Origin of the sequence: Paraburkholderia phenazinium, from assembly GCF_900100735.1 — a bacterium.
In the GTDB taxonomy this organism is placed as follows: domain Bacteria; phylum Pseudomonadota; class Gammaproteobacteria; order Burkholderiales; family Burkholderiaceae; genus Paraburkholderia; species Paraburkholderia phenazinia.
Genome location: NZ_FNCJ01000014.1, coordinates 172091 through 198244, shown reverse-complemented (window position 1 = coordinate 198244; position 26154 = coordinate 172091). Strand labels below are relative to the sequence as shown.

Genomic DNA, 26154 nt, shown 5'->3' with positions numbered 1-26154 from the left:
ATAGATCCGGAGGGTGTTCATGCCATGAAGCGCGCGATACGGGCTTCGGCCCACATGCCGGCACGCGAGGTGAGTTCGACGAGCGCGAGATAGCATACGCACAGCGCCAGCAGCGTCTCGACGAAGGCGAAGGTGGCCGAGCCGATGCCCGTCAGCACGAAGGTGAGTTCGGGCACGGTGACGATCGATAGCACAGCCGTTTCCTTGCTAAGCACGATGATCAGGTTGGTCAGCGCGGGGACGATCAGCACCAGCATCTGCGGCACCTGGATGCGCAGCACCGCTTGCCAGCGCGACAGGCCGAGGCAGGACGCCGCTTCGAGGTGGCCGGGCGGCACCGACTGGAAGCCGGAGCGGAACGCCTCGGCGAAATAGGCGCTGCCGTAGAGGCCCAGTCCCAGCACGCCGGCGGTCATCGGCTCGAGCGTGAGGCCGAACGATGGGCCGCCGTAATAGAGCAGGAATAGCTGCACGAGAAACGGCGTGCCGCGAAAGAGTTCGATATAGAAGCGCAGCAGCCCCCGCACCCAGCGTCCGCAAAAGAGTTGCAGCACCGCAATCAGAAAACCGATCAGCATGCCGATGGCGACGCCCGCCGACCACGTGCCGATGGTCGTCGCGAGACCCGCCGCAATCGGCTGCAGGTTGTGGGTGATGACGGTGGGGTCGAATTGCTGCATGACGGGGATCTCGGCTCGGGCGTTCAGGCTTGCTGCAAACGGTGCTCGGCGCCGTGCGCGACGAGTGCGAGCGCACCGCAGATGACGAAATAGATCAGCCCTGCGGCGAGATACGCTTCGAGCGGACGATAGGTGCTGGCGGCGATGTTCTGCGCGGTGCGGGTCAGTTCCGCCACGCCGACCACCGAAATCAGCGACGACGCTTTGATCAGCAGCACCATTTCGTTGACGAGCGAGGGTAGCGTGAGCCTGAAGGCCTGCGGCACCTGAATCCGCCGCAGCATGTCGAACGGCGACATGCCGAGCATGCGCGCAGCCTCGAGGTGCCCCGGCGGAATGCTCAGAAAGCCGCCGCGCAGAATCTCGGCAATATACGAAGCGGAGCACAGCGACACGGCGCTGATCGCCGCGACGAGCGGCGAGACGTTGATGCCGACAAACGGCAGCAGGTAATACACGAGCAGCAGTTGCACGAGCATCGGCACGCCGCGAAAGAAGAACACATAGGCGCCGCCCAACATGCGCACCGCGCGATGGGCCGAGAGCCGCGCCGAACACACGCCGATTGCCACATAGAAGCCGATCACGAGCCCGGTAAGCGAAATGCCGACCGTCGCGATGGCCGCGTGCAGCAGCAGCGGCAGACCCTGCAGAAAGACCGTCAGGCTGAACATGTGTCGGGCACCCGCTGGAAGACTGCGCGACGCGCAGCAACGGACCGGCAGGCCCGCCGCGCGCCACTTAACTCATCAGTAGTTCGGTGTGGGCATGGTGGTCGGCGCATCCATTGCAACACCGAACCACTTCTTCTGCAACGCGGCGAGACGCCCGTCGTTGTGCATCTTGATCAGCGCGGCGTTGAATGCGTCGTCGAGCGACTGGCTGTCCGGATCCTTGCGCATGCAATAAGCGAAGTACACCTTGGCGCCGAACGGCGGCTGCACCACCGCGAAGGTGTCGGGCCGCTGCTTTGCCACATAGGCGATGTTCGTCATCGAGTTGGCCACCGCCGCGATGCGGCCGGCGGCGAGGTCGGCATACGCCTGGTTGTTGTCGACGTATTCGCGCACCTCAGGCGGCTTCGGCAGAGTGGCGATATACGACTTCAACTGGTCGAGCTGGGCCGAGCCCTTGCCTGCGCCGACCGTCTTGCCGGAGATATCCGAGGATTGCTTGAGCGAGGTGTCGCTGGCGCGTTTGAGCAGGGCGTCGGTGGCGTCGGCGATCGGCAGCGTGTAGGCGTAGCGTTCCATGCGCGCCTTGGTCACGGTCAGCGGGCCGCCAACCATGTCGAACTTGCCGGCTTCGAGACCCGGCAGCACGCTCGGCCAGGGCAGGTCGATGAAGCGCACCTTCACGCCCAGTTCTTTGCCGATCTCGGCGAACAGGTCTTTGTTGAAGCCGGCCTGCTGGCCATTCTCGAGGAAGTCGAACGGCGCAAACTGCATCTCGGTGCCGACCACCAGTTCGCCCGCCTGCTTGACCTTGGCAAGTTGATCTGCGTGAGCGGCGAGGCTCGCCGTGCACAACGCCAACATCACTAAACGACACTTCCAGCCTGCAAGGATGCTCATACGATTCTCCAGTTGGCAAAGCGGTGTCGCGCGAAATCAAGCCAGGGCGCGCGGTATGCGAGGCAGTATATACCGCAGTTTTTGTGCGAAATAAATAATCCTGTTGTGCATTGCAAGGCGCTCGCCCCATGCTTGATCAAGCGCGGAAACGTCGCTTGCGAAGGGGCTTTTGGCGGTATATACAACTGGGAACACGCATGCGCCGCCACGCATTTCGCAAGGTGTTCGAAGTATCGGCGGCGGGCGTATTCCTCAGCTCATTTATCAGTCTGGTCCGCTACGCCTTTCAGGAGTATTGCGATGCTGCCGGTTACCCGCATTCCGCTCATTGACATTGCCGGCGTGCGTGCCGGCGATCCAGGCTCCATGGCGCGGGTCGGCCGCGAGATTTACGAGGCCTGCACCACGATCGGCTTTTTCTACATCGTCAATCATGGTGTGCCGCAGGCGGTCATTGACGCCGCCGAGCACTCGGCCCGCAGCTTCTTCGCGTTTCCGGTGGAGACCAAACGGCGCGCGGCCGTGAATCTGCGGCATCGCGGCTTCAATGCGTTGGGCGACGCCACCATGTATCAGGCGAAACGGCCTGACTACAAGGAGTTTTTCAGCATCGGCCTGGAGTTGCCCGAGGACGACCCGGATGTCCTCGCCGGCCAGGCGTTGCGCGGGCCGAACAACTGGCCGGACTTCATGCCTGAGTTGCGCCCGGCGCTATACGGTTACTACGAGGCGGTGGCCCTGTGCGGCGCCGATCTGTTGCGCGCGGTGGCGGTCAGTCTCGGCGTCGACGAGCAGTTCTTCGCGCCGCGTTATACGAAGCGGATGCAGCGCACCCAGATGGTCTACTACCCGCCGCAGCCGCAGCCGCAGCCGCCGCAGCCGGATGCCGACCAGTTCGGCGTTGCACCTCATACGGACTACGGTTGCATTACGCTTCTGTGGCAGGATCAGGTGGGTGGCCTGCAGGTGCGCGAGATTGCCAACGATACGTGGATCGAAGCGCCGCCCATCCCCGGTAGTTTTGTCGTCAACGTCGGCGACCTGCTCGCGCGCTGGACCAATGACCGCTTTCGCTCGACGCTGCATCGCGTCATCAACGCGTCGGGCCGCGAGCGCTATTCGATCGCGACGTTCTATGATCCGACTTACGGCGCGTTGGTCGATCCGCGTGAGCTTGGCGCGAGCGCGGCTGACGTCAAATATCAACCGGTCGCGGCAGGCGACTACATTCTTGGGCGTATCAACGATTCCATGGGTTATCGAAAGAAGCGGGCGGCGCAGGGGACGGCAGCATGACGAGCGTGACTCCCGCTGCCCTTGACGCGACGCTCGCGGCCCTGCGCGAGGCCTTAGGCGATGACGCGGTGCGCGTCGGCGCACAGATCGGCGAGCGCTCGATGACCGACTGGACGCGTCACGAACCGACGCGCGCTGCGGCCTTGCTGCTGCCGCGCACGACCGGGCAGGTAGCGCAGGCGTTGGCGATCTGTCACGCCGCCCATCAACCGGTGGTGCCGCAGGGCGGCATGACCGGCCTCGCGGGCGGCGCAATTCCACGCGCCGCCGATATCGCCTTGTCGCTCGAACGGTTGAGCGGCATCGAGGAAATCGACCCGGCATCTGCAACGATGACCATACGCGCCGGCACCATCTTGCTGAACGCCCAGGAGGCGGCCGCGCAAGCGGGTTTCGAACTCGCACTGGATCTCGGCGCACGCGGCTCGTGTCAGATTGGCGGCAATCTCGCCACCAACGCCGGCGGCAATCGCGTCATCCAGTCCGGTACCGCGCGCGACCAGGTGCTCGGGCTGGAGGTGGTGCTGGCGAACGGTGCGGTCTTGAGTTCGCTTGGCAAGATGGTCAAGAACAATACCGGCTACGACCTGAAGCACTGGTTTATCGGCTCGGAAGGCACGCTCGGGGTGATCACGCGGGCGGTGTTGCGGCTGCATCCGCCGCGTGCCGCCCGGCACACGGCGCTGGTCGCCCTGGACGACTACGATGCTGCGGTTAGCCTGCTACGACGGCTGGCAACGCGCTTCGGCAACGACATCGGTGCATTCGAAATCATGTGGCCGGACTTCTACGACTTCGGCGTCTCCTTGACCGGCACGCGTTCGCCGTTTGCCGAGGCGCATCCGCTTTACGCGTTGATCGAACACGCCAGCTTCGATGCCGCCGACGACGGGGAACGTTTCGCGGCTGCGCTGACCGAGGCGCTCGGCGCGCACGCCATCTGCGATGCGGTGATCGCACAGTCGCTGGCCGATGCGCGGGCTTTATGGGCAGTGCGCGAATGTACCGCCGAGTTTCCGGTGCGGCTCGATCCGATCAACTTCGACGTGAGTTTGCCGATCGGCGAGATCGGCACGTTTGTCGAGCGCTGCCGCGCAGCGCTCGATCGTCGATGGCCGGGCAACCGCTCGTATTTCTTCGGCCATATCGGCGACTCGAATCTGCATCTCACCGTGGATGGGCATTCGGTCCCCGGCGTCGAGCACCACGCGGTGTATGCGTTCGTCTACGAGATGCTTGGACCGCTGCACGGTTCGGTTTCGGCGGAACACGGCATCGGTTTGCTCAAGCGCGAGTTCCTGCCGATCTCGCGCTCGCGCGAGGAACTAGCCGCGATGGCCGCGATCAAGCAGGCGCTCGATCCGCATGGAATCCTGAACCCGGGCAAGCTGTTCTGAAGCAGATCAGCTCGGGACGTGCTCCAGCAATTGGTTCGCGTAACGGCGGTAAAGCCAGGACAGGACCGAGGCGGCGAGCACCATGAACAGCGCGTTGACGAATGCCAGCCCGATTGCAAACGCGGTAGAGCCTTGCGTGCCGGCTATCAGCATGCGCCGGCCGAATACCTCGAGCACAACGATCCAGACGATCAGCAGCGGCACATAAGCAGCCATCCAGATGCCGACCATACTCCAGAAATGCCCGCGGCTGTCCGTCCACGCTGCGCGCAGTGTCAGGCGGCTGCCCAACGAGAGGGCCGGGTAGAGCAGACTAAGACGGATCATCACGAACATATAGGCAAGAAGCACCAGCATCGAGATCAGGATGACGCCCCCCGTCGTGATCTGGTGTATGCCCACCACCAGCGCGAGTACGATCGCAAGCATGCTCAGCGCGAGGCACACCGAGATCAGCGCGTAGCGCCCGAGCGGTTTGCCGCCGAGTGGTAGCAGGGGATGGATGCCTTCACCGAGCAGCACGAACCGGTTGACCTTGATGGTCACGCAGCCGTAGACAACAAGTTGCAGCACCGAGAAAGCCCCGCTGAGAAACGTGTGGCCGACCTTTGCCGCGGCGTCGAGCGCGGGGTCCTGGGATGGCAGATGCTGAAAGGGACCGGTCAGCAGGGTCGTGCAGGCCAGGATGGCGAATGCGCCTAGGAAAAGTCCAGGCATCTGAACGATTGCCTGCCAGGTGCTGATCCAGCTGTTCTTGACGCAGGTACCGAAGCTCAGTTGTTCCATAGGGTGGCTTAAAGGGTTTATTGTGGTTCTATACCGGCGGGGTCAAACGCTGGATGGTCAGGATATTAAATCAAGTTTCCAGGTGAGTTGTTGGAATTCGCGTTTCACCTCGTCGCAAGCGAGCGTAGCGAATCCCCCTCAATGCCCATCCAGATACCGCACTATCACCGGAAACACATCCAGCGCCGCGTTCTTGCCGAAAATGCAGTCGAGATGCCCGTAGCCGGGAATCACATGCCGCTCGTAGTTCGCAGCGCCGAAGCGCTCCACCAGCAGGTTGAAGGTGGTCTCCGTGCTTACCGGCAGATAGCACTGGTTTTCGGCGCCATGAATAAAACCGATCGGCAGGTTCATGGCGTCGAGCTTGGGCAGATAGACGTTTTCGCCCTGGGCGTTCACTACGTGGCCGGCGCGCACCATCGCTGCCAGTTGACTGAAAAGCTCGACATCATGCACGCCGAATAATTCCTGCAGGTTGGCGTGTAGATGTTCGCCGAGTTGCGCGTGTTCATAGAGCAGGCCGTAAAGAAAGGTGGCCCGATGGCAAAGCGCATTGCCACAGCCTTGCTCGTGTCCGACCGGATAGACGCGTAGCGCCTCGTCGAGCAGATTGTGCGGCCAGTTGCCGGCCCGCGTGAGCACGGTCAGATCCTTCACGCCGAGATGCTCGAGCATCTCCGGCATGTGCAGCCCGGCCTTGATCCGCTGCAGCGTGCCCGGAACCGGATGTGCAGAGACCTGCGACAGCAGCGCCGAGCGTACACCCTTGAGTCCCGACAACAAGGACATGGTGAAGGCTATCGCGCCGAAGCAGTGCGCGACCACCTGGATCTGCTCGACGCCCGTGAGCAGCCGGACCTGCGCGACGGCGGCGGGGATGTCCTCACGGGCGATCGCATCCGCGGTGGTCGGCTCGAGTGCGCTCGGCAACTCGATGCTCACGCGCAGATCGGCGAGCCATACGTCGTAACCGGCGGCGCACAGAAACTCGACGAGATTGGTGTCGATCAGGTCGGTCGCGAAGATGCGGCTCGACACGCCCGAACCGTGCACCAGCAAGACGGGTCCTTTGTCGCCTGCGTGATAGCGCGTGAGCTTCAGGGTCTTGCCAGCGGGTCCGGGCGTCTTGAACCACGTCAGCTCAGGAGCCGGCGCGCGCAGCGAGCGCTTGATGCGAGGCGCGGCGATATCCGAATTGAGAAACTGCAACGGCGCCGCCACGCCGCCGTATTCCGTGAACAGCACGCCGCCGAAGAACTTGCCGAATTTCAGCGTCCATTCGAGCCGTGTCTCGAGATCGGGCGCGTTGGTCACCTCGATCGTGCGCATCTGCTTGAGGAAGTTCTCGGGCGTGATGATGAGCGTGGCCTTGCCGACGACAGGTGCATCCGCTGCTTCGGAAGCGCGGATCTGCGCGTATAGCGTATTGGTTTGCGGCCACAGTTCGAGCAGCGAAGAGCGGGTGATGACCTTCTGTCCGAACAGGAAGTAGCGGGTGCCTTCCACCGATTCGAGCGTCATCCGGTAGTTCATGTCGCGGCGGTCGACCTGATTCTCGTCGACCACGAACAGATTGAAGCGTCCGTCGGCGATGGTCATGGGTTGCGCGGATAGCGCAGGGCAAGTCAGCGTGCCGAGCGTACGCGCGGCATGTTGGGGATTGCTGAGCATCTCGGCTAGGTCGTCGGACTCCACCGTGAGGGTAAAGCTGATCGGGCTGGCGTCCGGATTGGCGTCCGGGCTGGCGTTTTGAGAGGCGTCATCCGGCGGCGTGCTCCACTGGTACATGCCCACCATGGTTTCGGTAAAGCGCAGGCCGATCTTTTGCGGCGCGGGCGGCGCGGCGTCGCCCGGCGAGGTGTAGTCGATCTGCCAGCCGTGCGCTGCCGCGAGTTGCGCACAGTTGCGCTCGGCCAGTGCCGAGATGGTCAGGAGTGGATTCACGCCGAGCGAGATCGGCATGACCGCGCCGTCCATCACATACAAACCGTCATGCACGGCGCTGCCCGCGGTGGCCGAATACACGCGCCCGGCCTGATCGACGACGCCGTTTTCAGCCGCGTCCGCCATCCCGCAGCCGCCTAGTGGGTGGACTGTCACCAGCCGGTCGCCGAGCAGTTTGGCGGAGATCGGGTCGCGCAGGTACTCGCCGCCCAGCGCAACGGTGGCCGCTTCGAGCGTTTTTTCGATGGTGCTGTAGATCGGCTGCTGGCCGGCATCGGGCCAGCGAATCCGTGGGCGGCCTTGCTCGACGAGAATCTGTCCACCTTCGTCGTCGTGCGCCATCACGAGGTAGGTCTGCGTGTGATTCATCGCGCCGTGATACGGACCGCGCAGCAGGCTTTCGAGAATGCGCGCGGCGGCATCCAGCGAGCGCGCGGGCGAGGGCGGTTCGGGCATCTTTACGCCCTCGGCTGGCGTAGCGATGCCCAGCACGCCCATCATGGCGATGCCCACGGGCCCGGCGAGCGAGCCTTCCTCGATCACGAAACCATCCCGGACGCCGGGCGTATCGCGGTGATCGATCAGGCCGCAGATGGTCGGCCCGACGGGCGGAATCTCACCGCTCTGATGCGGACCCCAGCCGATGCCGTTGATCGGTTCATCGGTGTTGAAAGCAAACGCAAGCACATCGCCGTTGCCGGTAAAGCGCTGGCCTAGCAGCGCCGACACCGGGAGTCCAGCATCGCGTGAGCGCAACAGAATGGCGGTCGAACCGAGCGTGCCGGCGGCGAGAATCACGATATCCGCAGTGACGGCCAGATCCGGCGCGTCGTAACTCTCCCGCCCGAGATCCACCGGCTGATAGCGCACACACCATTGCTGGGTCGCCTCGTCGCGCACCACCGAATGCACCGCCACGCCCGTAAAAATCTGCGCGCCATGGGCCACGGCGTCGGGCAGATAGTTCATGTGGGTGGAGTTTTTCGCCTCATGGTTGCACCCCGAGTTGCAATCCCCACAGCCGACGCAGCGCTTCTGCTCGACCCCGGCTGCATTCGGACCATCCTTGAAAGTGACGGTGATAGGCGGCCGCGAAAAGCGCTGTGCCATGCCGAGGGCCTGCGCCGAGCGGGCCAGCGCAGTGAGCTTGGGCAGCGGCGGGAAGTCGGCCGGCACCGGCGTGGGCTGCAGCATCGCCTCGGCGCGTGCATAACCGGCGGCAAGGCCAGCCTCGTCGCCGCGCACCGCAGCGGGCCAGCGCGGATCCTGCCACAGCCTCGGATCGGGCCTGAGCGCCACGTTAGCGTTGATGAGCGAGGTGCCGCCGAGGCCGCAACCCACCACCGCGTTGACCTCCGCATTGACGTGCACCTCGAGCAGCGCGAGCGGCGAGCCGAGCTGGCCGAGTGCGGTGTTGTACTGCACCTGGCTCGCACCTTCGAATTGCGTGGCGGGAAACTCCCCGGCCATGAATTCGCGGCCGCGTTCGAGCAAACATATCTCGCGGCCTGCGCGCGCCATGCGGCTCGCCGCAATGGCGCCGCCGTAGCCCGAACCGACCACCACGATTTCGTAATGCGGCTGGATTGCCTCAATGGCGCTGGATAAACGGTTCATCGTGACCACCTGTTTATTCGGGTGCGACCAGGGTGGGGGAATCCTGGCTCGTGAGGATGACTGAGCGCTGCTCGGCCTCCCTATCGTAGGCGGTGCAAGCCGGCAAACAAAGCAAGATCGGTGGCGGGTAGAGACACTCGTCGTCAAGACTGACGGCGCCTCAAGGCGGCACGGCGCAATTACGCAGCCGCTTCATTCATCTCGCTGTCGCTCGATTCGGCAGCGAGCAGGTTGAGTGCAATCAGGATCGCCGCGCGGTTTTCAACCTCGATCTCGATACCGAGCACGTCGATTAGCCAGCGGCCGATCTTCGTATTGGAAAAATCGCTGGCGTCGCCCGTCTTTTTCATCGTGACGCCGAGTTTGACCGCGCGATAGTGATACGAGGGGACGCGATGCTGTGCCGCCACGGCCGAGAGGCCGCCTTTGCATTCGGAGCACCAGCCGAGACTGCCGGCCAGCACGATGCGCTCGGGTTCGTCGAGGCCGTCGATAAAGGTCCGCGCCGCGGCGCGCACGCGCGCTTCATCGAGACCGTATTGCAGCAGCACGCTTTCGACCGGGTCTTCGAGAGCGTGGGCATGCAGGTCGATTTCCTGCTCCATGCCTTCGTTTTCCATCGACACGTTGCGCTGATGACCCGCACTGCGCAGGCAGTCGATCAGATAACGGCGGAAATAGGCACACAATGCGTAGCCGTTGGACGGTGCGCTTTCCGCGCAGGCATGCGTGTCGGAATGGCCGGGGGCGAGGCGCAGCACGCGCGCGAAGATGAACTGCGCGACCAGTTCTTCCTTGTCCTCGCCGAGCGCCTGCAGTTCGAGCGGATGGTAGGTTCGCAGTGCCCGCTTCACAAGATCCACCATCGACACCATTTCGTCACCTGACAACTGCGTGCGGCGGCGCCACAGATCGGGGAGGATCGCGTTATCGAGGTTGCGGATGAAGTCGCGGCTGGGTAAGGCGCCCATGGAAGCCTCCGTCGAAGGATGGGGCAGGGGAGCGCGGTCAGCCCCGAAGCGGGGCGGCGGTGGCCGTCTGAGAAGGCCTGGGCCGCGCTGGAAAGTGAACCCAGTATGGTTTTTGCGCGCGGCTTCGCCTATATGGATTAAGTGATAGCTGACAGGTAAACTGCCGGGTAAACCGTCGCGCGCGATGCCACGCACCATTTCGGGCATCGCGCGGCACGAACCCCGTCTCGCCTCTCGCCCTACCGCACTACGCTATCGAAACTGCCGGACCCAACCGCAGTAATACTGCACGGGAGACCGCACGATGCGGGACGATCCTATCCAGCGAGCGATCGACGAAGACCTGGTGCGCGTGCTGTACGCGCAAGACCCCATAGCGTTTTTTACGCACTGGTTCGCGATCGTGGTGCTGGTGTCGATCTATTGGGTCGACATGCCGTATCCGCAACGGTTCATGGCGTGCTTCGGCTTTTACGCGGTGGCGAATTGCGCCGCGCTGACACTGTGGTTCTGCCGGCGCCGCTGGCCCAATGCCCTGACGGCGCGCAACTGGATCAGGCTGCACGCGCTGCGCGGAGCGCTGCTGTATAGCGCGCCGGGGCTCGCCGTCTGGTTCGCGTTTCATAGCCGCCAGGTGGATCTGCCGGTGCTGCATACCGTGATGCTGGTGACGCTGGCGGCGGGCGTGTTCATGTCGAACGGCTTCGACGTCCTGAACTTTTCGACCGGCATCACCTTCGTGCTGCTGCCGGCCATCGTGCTGCTGTTCGGCAGCCACACGTTCGACCGCACCATTCTCGCCATCGTCCTTGCCTTCTTCTTTTGCGCAATCAATGTCTACGCGGTGAGCTATCGCAAGCTGTTCCAGCGCGTCGTGCATGCGCGGGTCGACCAGCAGCATCTGGCGGAATCGCTTGCCGAGCAGAAACAGGTGGCCGAAGAGGCGAGTCTCGCCAAGACGCGCTTTTTCGCCGCCGCGAGCCACGACCTGCGCCAGCCGTTGCATGCCATCGGTCTGCTGGCCGCCTCGCTCAACGACGCGTCGGTGACGCCCCAGCAGCACGCCAAAACCGCCGATCACATCGTCCACAACGTCGAGGCGCTCAATCAGTTGTTCAACCAGGTACTCGATCTGGCGCGGCTGGAGAGCGGCGTCACCCAGGTGATCCGGCTGCATTTCCGGCTCGGCGAGCTGTTCGAGCGGGTCGGGAGCCAGTACCGGCCGCAGGCGGCGGCCAAAGGGCTGGCGTTGCGCATCGCGCCGACCACCCAGGTGGTCTACGACGATCCGGTGCTGCTCGAACGGGTGCTGAGCAATCTGCTCTCGAATGCGGTGCGCTATACGGAGGAAGGCGCGATCTGGATGGGCTTGCGGCGCGCGGGGCGGCGCGGCGGCGGCTATATCGAGGTGCGCGATTCGGGCATCGGCATTCCCGCGCAGGAGCAGGCACGCATCTTTGAGGAGTTCTATCAGGTGGCCAATCCGCAGCGCGACGCGCGCCAGGGACACGGGCTGGGTTTGCCGACTGTCAAACGCCTCGTCGATCTGCTAGGTGGCGAATTGCATCTGCGCTCGGCACCCGGGCGCGGTTCGGTGTTCCGTTTTACGGTGCAGGCAGGCGACCCCAACGGAATTGTGGCAAGCCTGAGCGATACGGTCGTGAGCGGCCCTTCGGCGCAGGGCAGGCGGGTGCTTTGTATCGACGACGATCCGTCGATTCTCGAAGGCCTGACAAGCCTGCTGGGACGTTGGGGCTGCGTCGCGCGCGGCGTGCGCGACGAGGCGCTCGCGCTGCAGATGCTCAACGAAGGTTTTGTTCCCGACGCGGTGCTGTGCGATTACCAGTTGGCGAACCAACACACCGGGGCGCAGGCGCTTGCCGCGGTGCGCGACACCCTGCTGCGCTCGGGGCACGACGGAGCGGTGATGTTGCTGATTACCGGCGACATGGCCTCGGGCGAACTGGCGACGCTCGCTACCCAAGGCATTCCGGTACTGCATAAGCCGGTCACCCCGGCACGCTTGCGGCGCACGCTGGAGATGTTGTGGCAGCAGGCGGAACTGGATGGCGCGCGGCCGGCGTCAGCGGGCGAAGAGCCCGGGCTGGCGATCGGCCAGCAGCGCAAGGTGTCGTGAGGGGCTAAAGCGTCTTCCCGGCTTCCAGCCAGCCGTTGATCACGGCAATCGCGGTAGAGCGGTTATGGACCCCGAGCGCCCGGAAGATCACCGACAGATGCACCTTCACGGTTCCCTCGGCCACGCCTAGTTCGCGGGCAATCATCTTGTTGGTCCAGCCGCGGTGCACCAGCCGCATGATGTCCTGTTGCCGCGGCGAGAGGTTTTCCAGCAGATGCTGTTGATGCGGCTGCAGCGCGGCGACCTGGGCAAGCGGTTCGGTCAGGGCGGCAGATTGTGCGCTGCCTGCGCCAGATGGGCTGGCTGCGCCCGCAGTGCCGCTGGCGTCGGTGCTCGCGCCAGGCGCGGCTTCGCGCGCGCCGAGCAGGCTGAGCGCTTCCATCGGCACATACGCGCCGCCCGACAACACCAGTTCGATCGCCTTCAGCATGACGCTGGCCGGCTGGCGCTTCGGCACGAAGCCGAGCGCGCCGGCCGCAAGGACGGCGCGCATTTCGTCGGGCGATTCTTCGGCGGACAGCACGACCACCGGCAACGCCGGATTCGCTTTCAGCAGCACGTCGAGGGATGCCGCACCGCTCATGCCTGGCATGTGCAGGTCGACAATCGCCAGATCGTGATCGGCGTCGGGCCGCGCGGCGGCGGCAAGCGTTTCCCAGCTATCGGCTTCGTCGAACTGGGCATCCGGATCGAGTCCGCGCAGCAATCCCTTGACGCCCTGGCGGATCAGTTCATGGTCGTCGGCCACAAGAAACTTCATGGTGTCTCCGCGTGTCGGCACTGCGCGTTGGTAGTTTCCACCGTTGTTTCGCTGATGCCGGACGCGGATGGCGCCCCCCGAGATGCGCCATCCGTCCCGTCAGGCCGGCTCAGCGAGCGCGGCCACGTCTACCGCTTGCCTCTTCGATAGCGAGGCTTATGCTGGATTGCCGGTGCTGCTGCACCTCATGCTGCGATCATATGCTTGATCGGCACCACCAGGTGTTTCTCTCAGGTGCGCTGCAATACGTTGGACGATTGCCTGCGCTGCGGCCTGCTACATAGACGTGCAGGACCGCCGGATTTTGAAGCGCCGCATGCAAGGCTTAACCCGCAGCGCCTTTACTTCACGGCGAACAGCGTCAGATTCATCAAAATCTTGAACGCGAAGCCAAGCGACATCGCACCGCCCACGCCGACGCACCACAGCGCGATAAACCAGACCCAGCCCGGCAGCGCGCGCCTCATGGGAGCAGCGGCTGGCGCCGCGCGTTCAGTGATAGTGATGTTGGTCGTCATGGCGCACCTTGCCGCGAAATACCCAGTAACCCATCGTCGTATAGCTGAGGATGATCGGAATGATCACCGCCGCTCCCACCAGCGTGAACATCTGGCTCGAACGCGGCGCCGCGGCTTCCCAGAGCGTCATGCTCGACGGGATCGCATACGGCCACAGTGTCACCAGCAAGCCGAGATAGCCGATCAGCACGAGCGCCAGCGCCAGTACGAAGGGCGTCTTGTGATGCCGGTCGCGCACGGCCCGGTGCATCAGGAACGCACAGACCGCAACCAGGAACGGCACCGGCAGCAAGCGGTAGAACAGGCCCGAGGCGAACCAGCGCTGGGCAACATTGGGGTCCTGCAGCGGTGTCCAGAGACTGACCACCGCGATGAAGCCAAGCAGGATGATCGTCAGCGGCCAGACGACCCGATGCAGGCGCCGTTGCAGGTCGCCTTCAGTCTTGACGACCAGCCAGCAGCAGCCGAGCAGCGCATAGGTGACCACAAGGCCGAGACCCGTCAGCAAGCTGAACGGCGTGAGCCAGCCGAACGCGGCATAGCTGCCGTCGAGCGGGATGCCTTGCAGGAAGGCGCCCAGCACGATGCCCTGAAAGAACGCCGCACCGGTCGAGCCGCCGATAAACGCCAGATCCCACAGATGCCTGGTGCGGTTCGCCTTGGCGCGCAGCTCGAACGACACGCCGCGGAAAATCAGGCAGGCGAGCATAAAAATCAGCGGTAGGTAGAGCGCCGACAGCACGGTCGAATAGACCACAGGGAACACCGCGAACAGCCCCGCGCCGCCGAGCACGAGCCATGTCTCGTTGCCATCCCAGACGGGCGCGACGGTATTCATCATCAGATTGCGCTCTTTCTCATCGGGAAAGAACGGAAACACAATGCCGATGCCCAGATCGAAGCCGTCGAGCACCACATACATGAAGAGGCCCAGCGCGATGATCGCGGCCCACACTACGGTGACATCCATTTTCTAACCTCGGTACGGTGTGATTCAGGCTGCGTCGATCAACTGGCCGGCGGCCGAGATGGGGCGGCCTGCGGTGCGGCCGGGTACTCCATCGGGCACGCCGTGCGGCGTATGGCCGGGCAAGGCTGGACCCGAGCGCATCAGCTTGAGCATGTAGTAGACCCCGGTGCCGAACACGAGGAAGTACACAATCACGAACGCCATCAGCGAGATGCCCACTTGCTGCGTGGTGAGCGGCGACACCGCCTGCGAGGTGCGCATGACGCCGTATACGACCCATGGCTGGCGCCCGGCCTCGGTGGTTACCCAGCCGGCCAGCAAGGTGATGAAGCCGGTCGGACCCATCGCCACGACGAGCTTCTGGAACCACTTCGCGTCATACAGCTTGCCGCGGCGGCGCAGCACCCAGGCCGCGACCGACATGACGATCATCAGCACGCCAAGCCCCGCCATGATGCGGAAACTCCAGAACACGACGGTCGAGTTCGGCCGGTCTTCGGGCGGGAATTCCTTCAGGCCGCGAATTTCGCCGTCCCAGCTATGCGTGAGAATCAGGCTGCCCAGGTGCGGAATCGACACCGCGTAACGCGTGGTTTCCGCCTTCATGTCGGGGATGCCGAACAGGTTGAGCGCCGTGCCGCCTTTTTCGGTGTTCCACAGACCTTCGATGGCGGCGATCTTGGCCGGCTGGTACTTGCGGGTGTTCAGACCGTGCTGGTCGCCGACGAAGGCCTGGATCGGCGTGAGGATCAGCAGCAGCCATAGCGCCATCGAGAACATCTTCTTCACGGCAGGGTCGCGCCGGCCCTTGAGCAGATGCCATGCGCCGACCGCAGCCACCACCAGGGCGGCGACGATGAAAGCGGCGAGCGCCATATGCGCAAGCCGGTACGGGAACGACGGGTTGAAGACGATCTTGAACCAGTCGAGCGGTACCACATGGCCGTTCTCGATCGCGAAGCCTTGCGGTGTCTGCATCCAGCTATTGGAGGCGAGAATCCAGAAAGTCGAGATCAGCGTGCCGATGGCGACCATCAGCGTCGCGCCGAAGTGTGCGCGCGGACTCACGCGCTGCCAGCCGAACAGCATGATGCCGAGGAAGCCCGCTTCGAGGAAGAACGCGGTCATGACCTCGTACATCAGCAGCGGACCAGTGACTGGGCCGGCGAAGCTGGAGAAGCCCGACCAGTTGGTGCCGAACTGGTAGCTCATGACGACGCCGGAGACCACGCCCATACCGAAAGCCACTGCAAAGATCTTCGACCAGAACAGACACAGATCTTTGTAGTACGCCTTACCGGTCTTGAGCCAGCGCCATTCGAGCACGGCGATGAAACTGGCGAGCCCGATGCTCAGTGCGGGAAAGACGATATGAAACGAAACCGTGAACGCGAACTGAATGCGCGCCAGGTCGAAAGCGGAAATTGCGGATGCGGGGTCCATAGCTTTTGCTGCCGGAAACAAGCTACGCGCGTCGACCGCTGTCGGCGCGCACTGCGGTGTGCAGATGGCGCAAGAGTAGGGGAATACCGCGCGCTTTGCTGCGCCGCGACGTGCGTCGAAAAGACGCGCCGAGAATGGGGTTGGATCGATTTTGAGATGCTAGATCATTGATCTGCATCATGTTTTTTTAAATCGTCTGTTTCGCTCGGTGTGACCCCGGAAGTAAAAACTGCGTCAATACACCGCGCTGCAGCAGCGCTGTGGTGACGTGCGAGCGAGACAGCCTGTTTGGCGAAGCGCGGCTGTTGAACAACAGTCGCGCGCCCTTGAATCACGCGATAGAAATAACCAGCTTCTTGCCGCAAGCCGCGGCATATTTGCGCAAGGTGTCGATGGATGGCGAATGCCGCCCCGAGGCGAGGGCCCGCTCGAGCCGCGTGACCGCCGGCGGCTGGGTGCCCATGCGTTCGGCCACTTGAGCCTGGCTCAAGCCGGCTGCGTGACGCGCCGCAAGCATCTGATCGAGCAGGGCGAATTCTTCGCGATTCAGCCGTTCATACTCCGCGCGGACTTCGGGGTCCGCGAGCGCTACCTTCCGCAGTTCCTCATACTTTGTTGCCACGTTTGACCTCCAGCAATCTTTTACGAGCCACGTCCAGCTCGTTTCGAGGCGTGTCGTGCGACTTCTTCACAAAGGAGTGAAGCATGACGATCCGACATTCGACGACCGAGCAAAAGAATACTCTGGCAATGCCTTCCGCTCCCTTCAGACGCATTTCGAAGAGACCGCCGCCCATGGATTGGGTATGCGGTTCACCGAGATTCGGCCCATATTGCTCCATACGATCTGCCATTGGTTCCCATCATAACAAATATGTTACTTAAATGCAAGCGACGCTACGCTCGATCGGCAGGATCGTGGTGGCATAGGCGCTACACGAGAACATCAGGATAACGGAGGGATTTCGGCCCGGACATCGCCGGATGGCCAGGTCTCGCCAAGGCGGATTCGTAAAAAGTGTTCGAATCTGTAAATTGACAATCCGTGCTGACACTACGGACCAAAAGTGAAATGTCCGTGCCATGCGGAAGGCGTTGGGGCGGGGTTTTCTGCAGACGTAAGAGCTACCTGGCGGGGCGTTACAAACGAAAATATTTCATCTTGTAGTGCCTGGGCGCGGTGGCTATCTTGAGGACTCTCGTGTGATCGACCCCGACATGCGAGTGTGGTCTTGGCGGCGTCCCGCGTCCAAAGCGGTGACGCCGTTTTTTTGTCCGCCGGGTTTTGCCAACCGATGTCGCGGACACTCTTGCGCTGTGCAGTAAACGGAGACGCTAAGCCTCGCTCCAGAGCTTGCCGCCCGTGGCCCAGTTCTCGCGCTTCACGTCGGTCAGAATAATATCCACCGAATTGGGCTCGACACCGAGCGACTCGCAGGTCGCTTTCGTGATGGCTTCGACGAACTGGCGCTTCTGATCGAGCGTGCGGCCTTCGAACAGTTCGATATGAAACGTGGGCATGTCACTTCTCCGTGGGTTAAAACCTGTTGATCTGAAAACGACGCAGCACCACAGTGAGTACCGCAGGGACCAGCGCGGTGATCACTTCACTCAGCGCCTCAGTCGCGAAACGAGCGGTCGATACGATCCAGCTTGCGCAGCAGCGCCGGCCATTCCAGCACGCCTTCTACCGCGCCGCCGTCGAGCAGTTGTTCGGCCGTGCGCGCTGCTACCGCGGCGGATGGCAGCACCAGTTCCATACCGCCGGACTGCGCCTGAAGCTGGATTTCGCAAGCCTTGATGAGCGTCGCCATCAGTACGTAGGCCTCGGCGACCGTTCGGCCGGCCGTCAATGTGCCGTGATTGCGCAGCAGCATGGCGGGTTTGTCGCCGAGATGGGCGACGAGCCGCTCGGCTTCCTTGGGGGTGAACGCCAGCCCCTCATACTCGTGATACGCAAGTTGGCGATGAAAGCGCAGCGCATGCTGCGATGCCGGCAGCAATCCTGCCGCCTGCAGCGAGACCGCAATTCCCGCGGTGTTGTGCAGATGCATGACGCAGACCGCGTCGGCGCGTGCCGCGTGGACGGCCGCATGAATGGCGAAACCAGTGGCGTTGACCGAATGCTCGCTGGCTCCGACGATGTTGCCTTCAAGATCGATCTTCACGAGGTTGGAGGCGCAGACTTCGTCGAATCCGAGTCCAAATGGATTGATCAAGAAATGTCCGGGCTCGTCGGGGACGGTCGCTGAAATGTGCGTATAGACGAGGTCGTCCCAGCCGTTTAGCGCGGCGAGCCGGTACGCGGCGGCCAGATCGAGGCGGGTCTGCTGTTCCGCTGCGGAGCAAGGCCCGCTTGCGGCGATGCGTCCGGCGGGCGTGTGGGTGAACGACATGGTTGTCTCCAGTCCCATGCAAGGTTGTTGCGGTCCCATGCTAGATGGGTGCGGTGGTGGCGGCCGTGGCTTCGTGCCTAACTGGTGCGTGCCAGAGATTGCGCTGAACGGCGCAGGGCGGGCTTGCCGGTCGCGCTCGGCGGGTTGATTCGACGGCGCCGTCGCAGGCTCTGCACGCTCCACGTTGCAGCGACGAACGGCGCGGTCATGACAGGCAACCCGTAGCGGCCGGCAATCTGTTGCAGAACCACAGACAACAGGATACCGCCGAGCGTCGCTATCCAACCGCATTCGGCGAGCGCAAGCGCCGTTAGCGCACCATTGAATCCTAACAGGCCCGCGCCGAACGAGGGCAGGCCCGCACCGAGCAGCAGATGCAACGCACTGGCGATACCCGCACCCGCCAGCGCCCAGGCAGCGTGCCGCAACGAAGATGCCGAGATACCGGCCAGCACCAGCAGGCCGGGCACTGCGCCCGACGCAAAGTCCGTCTGCGCGAGCCCTGAGAGCACACCATCCGTGAGGTGGGAGAAGCTTGCGAGTTGAAGTGGCGTCGTTGTCGCGGCGCGCGGCGTGAACAGCGGCAGCCAGAGCCATGTGACAATCAGGCAAGGGCTCGAATAAACCGCCAGGCCACGCGTGCGCAGCCAGCGCGACCATGGCCCGAGCCCCCAGGCGGTGGCCATGCCCGCGAGAATCGCGACCGCGGCGGCGGTGGCGCCGTCACCAATGAATGTGAAGGCCGCCAGGCCAGCCAGGGCTCCGTTGAACCCATGCAACCCGTCGCGCGTGTCGGCCTCGTCGTAGCCGGCCAGCACGGCCGCGACGTTTGCCGAGACCGCGCCAGTTAGCGCCGCGCAGGCGAGACGCGGGTCGCACGCAAGCCAGGCCGCGAGCAGGCAGGCGCCTGTTACGGCGTTGGGCTGCAGGACGATCTGGCCAAGGCTGCGCAACAGCGTGCGCAGCGCGGTGGATTCTAGTTCGTTAGATGCTGCGTGCATGGTGGCAAGGCGGGATGGGGAGGTGCGTGAGGTGCGGGCGCCGCGCCCGGTTCGTTGCGAACCCGCGAGCATAGGGCACCCGTGCCGCGCCGGGCATCCCCGCGCGGTGATATTGGCTATTTGCGAGGCGATTGGCGTGGGCGCCGTACCGGCAAGCGCCGCGCACTGTTGCTACGATAGTGCGTCAGATTGCGAGGCGACACGGGCCCTGCTGGCACTGGCGCATCCGTGCAACACGCGGTCCTTACAAGGAGGGCAGGTCATGCGTGAAGTACGTTGGGAATCTGAGGAAGGCGACGGTATCGAACATCTCGCCTTCGATGCGCGCGGCGACGGTTTCTTCGTCGAAAGCGTCGTCGTCGGACAACGCTATGGAAGGAGCTACGGGCTTTACTACAAGCTGCACTGCGATCCGCGCTGGCGGGTGACCTACGCGTACCTGAGAATCATGGGCGGCGGCGACCTGGAGTTGCGCGGCGACGGCGAGGGGCATTGGCACGATGGCAACGGCCAGGTGATCGTCGCTATCGACGGCTGCATCGACATCGATATCGCCGCCACACCTTTCACCAACACCTTGCCCATCCGCCGTCTGCAACTGGCCGAGGGCGAGCGCCGGCCGATTGCGGTGGCGTATATCTCGACCCCTGACCTGCAGGTCACGCGCGTCGAGCAGGCCTATTCCTGCATCGAGTTGAAACGTGAATACCGCTATGAAGGGATCTTTCGCAACTTTAGCGCCAACATGAAAGTGGACGAAGACGGCCTCGTGATCGACTATCCGACGCTCTTCACGCGCTTGCCACGAACGCGCTGACGCCGTTCACCCGGTTCAACGCAGGATGCTGCGCGGCAAAGCGGTCGATTCTCGCGGCAATACCTGCTGGGTCGCGCAGCACGACCCAGTGCCCGGCGTCGATGGTTTCGCGCGTGTAATCGCCTAGCCATGCTTCGAGCCCCAGCGACAGCGCCGGCCCCACGTAGCGGTCGCGCAGCGGCACGATGAACTGCACCGGCGCATGAGCCGCGCAGCCGCGCGGACGAAACAGCCGGTCGATGAAATTGGCGCGGTACAGGTTCAGGCCGTTGACAGCATTGCGTAGCTGCGCCGGATCGCGCTCAGGACGGATGCGTTCGGTGAGCCGCAGCCACAGCGGCCATGCCCGTGCGCCGCCGCAGCGCCAGACCAGCTCCGGCACGAGCGGCAGATGAAAGAAGAAAATGTACCAGGACTTGAGGGTTTGCCGCAGACCGCTCGCGAACTGCCGCGCGGAAGTCTGCCCCGCGGTTTTGCCCGGCGCGTGTCCGCTATGGCCGCTGCTGCCGCGCAGCCCCAGCGCCGCATGGTCGAGGCAGGGCCCGGAGATCGACGTGAACGAGACGATGCGGCCTTCGAACGCGGCGCTTGTGACCGCTTCCCAGCTCTGGATCGATCCCCAGTCGTGTCCGACCAGATGAAATGCTTGTCCGCCGCAGGTCGCCTCCACGACCGCGGCTAGATCGGCCGCAAGCCGCTCGAGACGATAGCCGGCCCGGACTGTCGGCGCTTCTGAGGCGCCGGCGCCACGCACATCGTAGGTAATCACGCGGTAGCGCCCGTCCAGTCGCGCCCGCACCGGTTCCCACACGGCAGCCGAATCCGGATAGCCATGCACCAGCACCAGCGGCGGCGCTCCGCGCGGCCCGCTGACGTACACCGCAAGGCGTACATCGCCGGCATCGACGACGAGCGTGTCGCGCATCATGCGGCTGCCCGCACGCCGCGCCGGCTGGCTTTCAGCGCGGCCGGATTGGCGGCATTGGCCGACTCGACCGCGGCGACCAGCCCGTCGATCCGCGCCAGTTGCGCGCGGTTGTCGTGATCCCACGGGTGGTAGCTCGGCTTGAAAAAGCGCAGCCATTCCAGCGCAATGCCTGGAAACACGCCGTGCTTCGGCCCGTACAGGAACTTGACGACCCGCCACATGCCGCGCAGATGACCGCCGCGTTTGCGATCGGCGATCAGAAGGCGCACGTGGTAGTCGAAGACGATCAGCCAGAACACCGCCGTCACGGTCAGCATGGTGCCGGTGCGCAGCAGATAGCGCCAGAGACCGGGCTTCAGCACGGTGTTCCAGACGTCGAACGAGACGGCCTTGTGTTCGGTCTCCTCGAGCGCATGCCAGGTCCACATCTGCACATAGCCTTCGACTGATCCGGCCACCCGCGTGTCGTCTTCCAGCAGCAGTCCCGCGAGCATCGCCGTGTAGTGTTCGAGCGCGACGGTCATCGCCAGCTGGAACGACTTCGGCATCTTGCGATTGAGGTTGAGAAACGCCGCGAGGCGCCGGTCGAGCTTGTGCGCGGGCAGTCCTGCGGCCTGCAGCAGATCGTTGTATTCGATGTGCTCGCGGGTGTGCATCGCTTCCTGGCCGATAAAGCCTAGCACCTGCTTTTTCAGCACCGGGTCTTCGATGCGGTCGCGGTAGTTGCGCACGCTGTCCATGAAGAAGCGCTCGCCCGCCGGAAACAGCAGTGACAGCGCGTTGAAGAAGTGCGTTACATGCGAGCCTTCCCGGTGCCAGTCGCAGGCACGCTCAGGGGGTAAGGCAAAACGAAGGTCGCGGCGAATCGGCATCATAGCCTTTCTCCTTATGATCTTGAAGGTTCAGGCGCGTTTTCCGGTGGACTGGCTGGCCTGGGTCACCTGGCCAGGCTTGGCGGCCCGGGCGCGCTTGTGCGCAAGCCGGTGCATGCGGCGCGTTTGCATCACCACGAGCGCCTGGTAGGCCGCCGGCAGGGTGCGGGCCAGCCAGTCGGCGGCACGCGCATCGCGGCCAATCAGCACGCGCCGCTTGTTGTGGCGCACGCCGTCGAGAATCACGCGGGCCGCTTCATCGGCTGTTGTGATGAAGAACTTTTCGAAGTCGTCCTTGCCTTGCTGTTCGCTCTCGAGCATGAAGCCCACCATGTTCGATGCGATCCGGCTAGATTGCGCAATGCTGGTGCGGATGCCGCCCGGATGTACGCAGGTGGCCGAGACGCCGCACTTCATCAGGTCGAGCTCCTGGCGCAGCGCCTCGGTGAAGCCGCGCACGGCGAATTTGGTGGCGTTGTAGCCGCTCATGCCTGGTTGTGCGAAGAGACCAAACACGCTCGACGTGTTGACAATATGTCCTTCGCCCGTCGCTTTCAGGTGCGGCAGGAAGGCCTTGGTGCCATGCACCACGCCCCAGAAGTTGATGCCGACGATCCACTCCAGATCGGCGTAGTCCATGCCGTCGATGCGGCTGGAGAGCGCGACCCCGGCGTTGTTGAAGACGAGGTTGACGCGCTCGTGCTGGGCTGCGGTTTCAGCCGCCCAGTCGAACATGGCCGCGCGATCCGCCACGTCGAGCACCCGCGTCGTCACGCGCAGTGGTGCGCCGACCACCGGCGGCGCCTCGGCCTGGGCGAGTCTGGCGGTTTCGGCGAGGCTCGTTGCGTTGCGATCGGCGAGGGCCAGATGACAGCCCTCGCGCGCCAGCTGGATAGCCAGCGAACGACCCATACCTGAGCCCGCTCCGGTGATGGCGGCAACCCGGCCGGTGAAATTCTTCATCGCGTGTCTCCTTTAAGTCGCTTCGGCCGAAGCATTGGAAGAAGCGGTGGCCGAAGCGGCCCCCTGCATCGAGGCGAGGGCGTGCACCTTCGGTACGGAATTCGGCTGAGCGGCGGGCGTCGGCGCATAGGCAAAGTAATCGTCCATGCTGAACGTGCGGGTCGCCTGGCGAAAGCGGAACGCGAATCCCGGCCACAGCGTGGTGTTCTTGCCGGTCTTCGGATCGAGGTACCAGCTCTTGCAGCCGCCGGTGGACCAGATTGCGCGGCCGAGCTTCTGCTGGATCTGCTCGTTGTAGGCGCGCTCGACCTGCGGCCGCACTTCAATCGCGGCGGCGCGTTCACCTTGCATGCCCTGCAGCGCGCGCAGGATGTATTCGACCTGTGACTCGATCATGTACACCATCGAGTTGTGGCCGAGCCCCGTGTTTGGGCCGACGATCATGAAGAAGTTCGGATAGCCAGGCAGTGTGGTGCCGAGGTAAGCATGCGCACCGTCGCGCCAGGTATCGACGATATCGACGCCACCTTTGCCGCGCACCACCCCGCGCGGGAACGGGTCCGCGACCTGGAAGCCGGTGCCGAAGATCACGCAGTCGGCTGGATGGCGCACGCCGTCGGCCGTGACCACGGCGTCCTCTTCGATGCGCGCAATGCCGCTCGTGAGCACCGAGACGTTCTGGCGCGACAGGGAGGGGAAGTAGTCGTTCGAAATCAGAATGCGCTTGCAGCCCATCGTGTAATCGGGCGTGAGCGTGGCGCGCAGTTGCGGATCGGCCACCTGGCGGTGCAGATGGCGCAGCGCGATCTTCTGCGCGGTTTTCATCAGCGAAGGATGAATCGCGAAGCCGAAGGCGCGCGATTCCAGCATGCAATAGAGCCCCGCGCGCAGTATCTTCTGGGTGAACGGCAGGTGGCGGAACAGCCACTGCTCGAACGGTTTCACCGCGCGGTCGGCCTTCGGCATGATCCACGGCGGAGTGCGCTGGAACAGGTTCAGTTGCGCAACGCGTGGTGCGATCTGCGGCACGAACTGGATCGCGCTCGCACCCGTGCCGATCACCGCAACGCGCTTGCCTTCGAGCGCATAGCTGTGGTCCCAGTTCTGCGAGTGAAAGGTCTTGCCCTTGAACCTGTCGAGCCCTGGAATGTCCGGCAGCGCCGCGCGCGACAGGCCGCCCATGCCCGACACCAGCACGCGCGCCGACCAGCGCTGGCCGTTGGCGAACACCATTTGCCAGCGATGGCGTGCTTCGTCGTAGCTGGCGCTCAGCAGTTCGTGACCGAAGCGAAGATGTTTCTGCACGCCGAAACGCTGGGTGCACTGTTCCAGGTACGCGCGGATTTCCGGCTGGCGCGCGAACATGCGGGACCAGCGCGGATTCGGCGCGAACGAGAACGAGTAGACATGCGATTGCACGTCGCAGGCGCAGCCGGGGTAATGGTTGTCGCGCCAGGTGCCGCCGACCGAGTCGGCCTTTTCGGCGACCATGAAGTCGGTCATGCCGGCTTGCCGGAGCCGGATCGCCATGCCGAGACCGGCAAAGCCCGAACCGATGATGGCGATATCGGTTTCGACGGGCGCCAACGTGTCGGGGGGCGTCGTACGTGCGTTCATCCGATCCGTCTCCTTTTTATTCACTGATAACTGTGACATTGAGTAATGTAACAATAAGGGCTGAGATCGGATCGCGCAAGGAGCGGTTTAGATTGGGGACTCTATGAGGTGGGGAACGGCGTGGAGGCTGGCGAGGAGCCGGGAGGTGGACGCCGTCCCGTTATGCGGGGGGCGTCCGGATGAAGCGGGAGCGGAGAAAAGAGGGACGAAAGCGGCGGCCGGGTGATGCTGGCCGCTTGTTCAGCGCGTCCAGTTACTGAGTGATAGCCCGCGATACTACCGGGCCACGGCCCGTCGCCGGTTCGCTAGCGTCACTGCTCTGCACGATATGCAATTCCCGCGTGCGCACCGGCAAGCCGCATTGCGCCGCGTTGAGCGTATGCCGCACCTGGCGGGCGAGATCCCAGCGCATGTCCCAGAACACGTCGATATTCGCCCAGACGCGGACATTGAGCACCACGGTGCTGTCGTCGAAGCGGCTCACCATGACTTGCGGCGCGGGCGTTTGCAGTGCGCGCGGGTCGGCGGCGGCGAGGGCGCGCAGCGCGGCGAGCGCGTGATCCACATCGTCGCGCACGGAGATTTCCACTTCCAGATCGAGACGGCGGGTCGGATTGCGGTTGTAGTTGCGGATCGAGTTGCTCCACAGCGCGCTGTTCGGCACATATTCGCAGATGCCGTCGGCCTTGGTGAGGCGCGTGGTGAACAGGCTGATTTCCTCGACGGTACCCGCGACGGTGCCGGTGCCGGCTTCGATCGAATCGCCGACCTTGAAGGGGCGCAGCAGCAACAGCATGATGCCGGCCGCGATGTTCTGCATCGTGCCCTGCAGGGCGAGGCCGATGGCGAGGCCCGCGGCGCCCAGTACGGCGACGATGCTCGCGGTCTGGATACCGAGTTGCGACAGGGCGCCGATGATGGCGACAACGCGAATGCCCCACAGGCTGGTGTCGCAGAGGATCGGACGCAGGGTGGCGTCCATGCGCGCCTGACGGGAAAGCAGGCGGTTGAGCGAGCGTGAGACGCGGCGGGCGACCCACCAGCCGACCATGAGGATCAGCGCGGCGGCGCACAGGTGCATCGAGATGGTGGAGAGCGCATCCCAGAGAAAGCTCCACCGGTTCGGGTGGATCTGGGCAAGAAGGTTCTGCATGGCCTTGACGGTCCTTGTTTTCAGGCGGCGGCGAGCGAGCGCCGGCGCGATGGTTCAAAAGAGGCAATGGGTGCCGGCGGGCTCGCGCTAGGCGAGTGCCAATCAGCCGGAGCGTGCACGAGAGCACGCAAAAGCGGGGCAACCCGAGGAACGACGCTCGAAAGCGTGCGGAGAAGGGACCGCTGAAAAGAGGGAAAGTTCTACAGGTACAACGTTTTTGACAGTTTGTGATTTTGGGGCGAGAGCAAAGCCAGGGCGAGACGAGAGTGAGACGAGGGCGGGGAGAGCCGTATGAGGCCCGCCCCGCGGTCTGC

General features: G+C 63.9%; 24 protein-coding genes. 4 read left to right on the top strand and 20 right to left on the bottom strand.

The genetic code is table 11. The features are described from left to right. Positions 1–17 precede the first annotated feature (17 nt). The 3 genes from BLQ92_RS27195 to BLQ92_RS27185 all read right to left on the bottom strand — a co-directional run bounded on the left by BLQ92_RS27195 (position 18) and on the right by BLQ92_RS27185 (position 2254). Positions 18–680 carry an amino acid ABC transporter permease gene (locus BLQ92_RS27195; RefSeq protein WP_090688948.1) on the bottom strand — a complete coding sequence of 221 codons (663 nt, stop codon included), beginning with the start codon at positions 678–680 and terminating at the stop codon, positions 18–20. Between the two features lie 23 nt (positions 681–703). Next, a complete protein-coding gene (locus BLQ92_RS27190; RefSeq protein WP_090688945.1) occupies positions 704–1354 on the bottom strand; it encodes an amino acid ABC transporter permease in 651 nt (216 codons plus the stop codon). A 75-nt stretch (positions 1355–1429) separates the two neighbouring features. Continuing rightward, positions 1430–2254, bottom strand: coding sequence for a transporter substrate-binding domain-containing protein (locus tag BLQ92_RS27185; protein ID WP_090688943.1), 825 nt, complete (start codon positions 2252–2254; stop codon positions 1430–1432). A gap of 303 nt (positions 2255–2557) precedes the next feature. Between BLQ92_RS27185 and BLQ92_RS27180 the strand changes: the two genes are divergently transcribed. Together BLQ92_RS27180 and BLQ92_RS27175 are read left to right on the top strand one after the other, a co-directional pair. Further along, positions 2558–3550 (top strand): isopenicillin N synthase family dioxygenase, encoded by a 993-nt coding sequence (locus tag BLQ92_RS27180; RefSeq protein WP_090689072.1) that lies wholly within the window; start codon positions 2558–2560, stop codon positions 3548–3550. Next, a complete protein-coding gene (locus tag BLQ92_RS27175; protein ID WP_090688941.1) occupies positions 3547–4947 on the top strand; it encodes an FAD-binding oxidoreductase in 1401 nt (466 codons plus the stop codon). Before BLQ92_RS27180 ends, BLQ92_RS27175 begins: the two co-directional genes overlap by 4 nt. A 6-nt stretch (positions 4948–4953) precedes the next feature. Here the strand turns inward: BLQ92_RS27175 and BLQ92_RS27170 are convergent, their stop codons facing one another. The 3 genes from BLQ92_RS27170 to BLQ92_RS27160 form a co-directional block, all read right to left on the bottom strand. After that, positions 4954–5733: a hypothetical protein gene (locus BLQ92_RS27170; protein WP_090688939.1), complete on the bottom strand. Its 780-nt coding sequence runs from the start codon at positions 5731–5733 to the stop codon at positions 4954–4956. Positions 5734–5871: 138 nt separating this feature from the next. Continuing rightward, a complete protein-coding gene (locus BLQ92_RS27165; protein WP_090689070.1) occupies positions 5872–9294 on the bottom strand; it encodes a GMC family oxidoreductase N-terminal domain-containing protein in 3423 nt (1140 codons plus the stop codon). Positions 9295–9473: 179 nt separating this feature from the next. Then, on the bottom strand, positions 9474–10265 hold the full coding sequence (locus tag BLQ92_RS27160; RefSeq protein ID WP_090688938.1) for a hypothetical protein: 792 nt from the start codon (positions 10263–10265) through the stop codon (positions 9474–9476). Between the two features lie 304 nt (positions 10266–10569). Between BLQ92_RS27160 and BLQ92_RS27155 the strand changes: the two genes are divergently transcribed. Next, positions 10570–12402 (top strand): hybrid sensor histidine kinase/response regulator, encoded by a 1833-nt coding sequence (locus BLQ92_RS27155; protein WP_090688936.1) that lies wholly within the window; start codon positions 10570–10572, stop codon positions 12400–12402. Between the two features lie 4 nt (positions 12403–12406). Here BLQ92_RS27155 and BLQ92_RS27150 read toward each other — a convergent pair whose 3' ends face one another. The 9 genes from BLQ92_RS27150 to BLQ92_RS27115 all read right to left on the bottom strand — a co-directional run bounded on the left by BLQ92_RS27150 (position 12407) and on the right by BLQ92_RS27115 (position 19490). Then, positions 12407–13162 carry a response regulator gene (locus BLQ92_RS27150; protein ID WP_090688934.1) on the bottom strand — a complete coding sequence of 252 codons (756 nt, stop codon included), beginning with the start codon at positions 13160–13162 and terminating at the stop codon, positions 12407–12409. Between the two features lie 341 nt (positions 13163–13503). Continuing rightward, positions 13504–13680, bottom strand: a complete 177-nt coding sequence (locus tag BLQ92_RS40180; RefSeq protein WP_175772496.1) for a hypothetical protein — start codon at positions 13678–13680, stop codon at positions 13504–13506. Beyond that, a complete protein-coding gene (gene cydB / locus BLQ92_RS27145; RefSeq protein WP_090688930.1) occupies positions 13655–14650 on the bottom strand; it encodes a cytochrome d ubiquinol oxidase subunit II in 996 nt (331 codons plus the stop codon). The genes BLQ92_RS40180 and cydB overlap by 26 nt, the downstream gene beginning before the upstream one ends. A gap of 24 nt (positions 14651–14674) precedes the next feature. Beyond that, complete coding sequence (locus BLQ92_RS27140; protein WP_090688929.1) at positions 14675–16093, bottom strand: cytochrome ubiquinol oxidase subunit I; 1419 nt, start codon at positions 16091–16093, stop codon at positions 14675–14677. A gap of 331 nt (positions 16094–16424) precedes the next feature. Next, the gene (locus tag BLQ92_RS27135; protein ID WP_090688926.1) at positions 16425–16715 is read right to left on the bottom strand and encodes a helix-turn-helix domain-containing protein; all 291 of its coding nucleotides are present in this window, start codon (positions 16713–16715) and stop codon (positions 16425–16427) included. Further along, positions 16699–16947 carry a type II toxin-antitoxin system RelE/ParE family toxin gene (locus tag BLQ92_RS27130; protein WP_090688925.1) on the bottom strand — a complete coding sequence of 83 codons (249 nt, stop codon included), beginning with the start codon at positions 16945–16947 and terminating at the stop codon, positions 16699–16701. Before BLQ92_RS27130 ends, BLQ92_RS27135 begins: the two co-directional genes overlap by 17 nt. Positions 16948–17428: 481 nt before the next feature. Then, positions 17429–17668, bottom strand: coding sequence for a 4-oxalocrotonate tautomerase (locus BLQ92_RS27125; RefSeq protein ID WP_279607929.1), 240 nt, complete (start codon positions 17666–17668; stop codon positions 17429–17431). 44 nt (positions 17669–17712) lie between these two features. Next, on the bottom strand, positions 17713–18489 hold the full coding sequence (locus BLQ92_RS27120) for a class II aldolase/adducin family protein (protein ID WP_090688920.1): 777 nt from the start codon (positions 18487–18489) through the stop codon (positions 17713–17715). A 77-nt stretch (positions 18490–18566) separates the two neighbouring features. After that, the gene (locus tag BLQ92_RS27115; RefSeq protein WP_090688917.1) at positions 18567–19490 is read right to left on the bottom strand and encodes an urea transporter; all 924 of its coding nucleotides are present in this window, start codon (positions 19488–19490) and stop codon (positions 18567–18569) included. A 262-nt stretch (positions 19491–19752) separates the two neighbouring features. Between BLQ92_RS27115 and BLQ92_RS27110 the strand changes: the two genes are divergently transcribed. Next, on the top strand, positions 19753–20307 hold the full coding sequence (locus BLQ92_RS27110) for a putative glycolipid-binding domain-containing protein (RefSeq protein ID WP_090688915.1): 555 nt from the start codon (positions 19753–19755) through the stop codon (positions 20305–20307). Here the strand turns inward: BLQ92_RS27110 and BLQ92_RS27105 are convergent. The 5 genes from BLQ92_RS27105 to BLQ92_RS27085 all read right to left on the bottom strand — a co-directional run bounded on the left by BLQ92_RS27105 (position 20282) and on the right by BLQ92_RS27085 (position 25840). Beyond that, complete coding sequence (locus BLQ92_RS27105; RefSeq protein ID WP_090688912.1) at positions 20282–21235, bottom strand: alpha/beta fold hydrolase; 954 nt, start codon at positions 21233–21235, stop codon at positions 20282–20284. The genes BLQ92_RS27110 and BLQ92_RS27105 overlap by 26 nt on opposite strands. Continuing rightward, positions 21232–22110, bottom strand: a complete 879-nt coding sequence (locus tag BLQ92_RS27100) for a metal-dependent hydrolase (RefSeq protein ID WP_090688910.1) — start codon at positions 22108–22110, stop codon at positions 21232–21234. Before BLQ92_RS27100 ends, BLQ92_RS27105 begins: the two co-directional genes overlap by 4 nt. Before the next feature lie 27 nt (positions 22111–22137). Next, positions 22138–23070 carry an SDR family NAD(P)-dependent oxidoreductase gene (locus BLQ92_RS27095; RefSeq protein ID WP_090688908.1) on the bottom strand — a complete coding sequence of 311 codons (933 nt, stop codon included), beginning with the start codon at positions 23068–23070 and terminating at the stop codon, positions 22138–22140. Between the two features lie 12 nt (positions 23071–23082). Beyond that, positions 23083–24687: a flavin-containing monooxygenase gene (locus tag BLQ92_RS27090; RefSeq protein ID WP_090688905.1), complete on the bottom strand. Its 1605-nt coding sequence runs from the start codon at positions 24685–24687 to the stop codon at positions 23083–23085. A gap of 253 nt (positions 24688–24940) precedes the next feature. Beyond that, on the bottom strand, positions 24941–25840 hold the full coding sequence (locus BLQ92_RS27085; protein ID WP_090688902.1) for a mechanosensitive ion channel family protein: 900 nt from the start codon (positions 25838–25840) through the stop codon (positions 24941–24943). Positions 25841–26154: the final 314 nt, after the last annotated feature.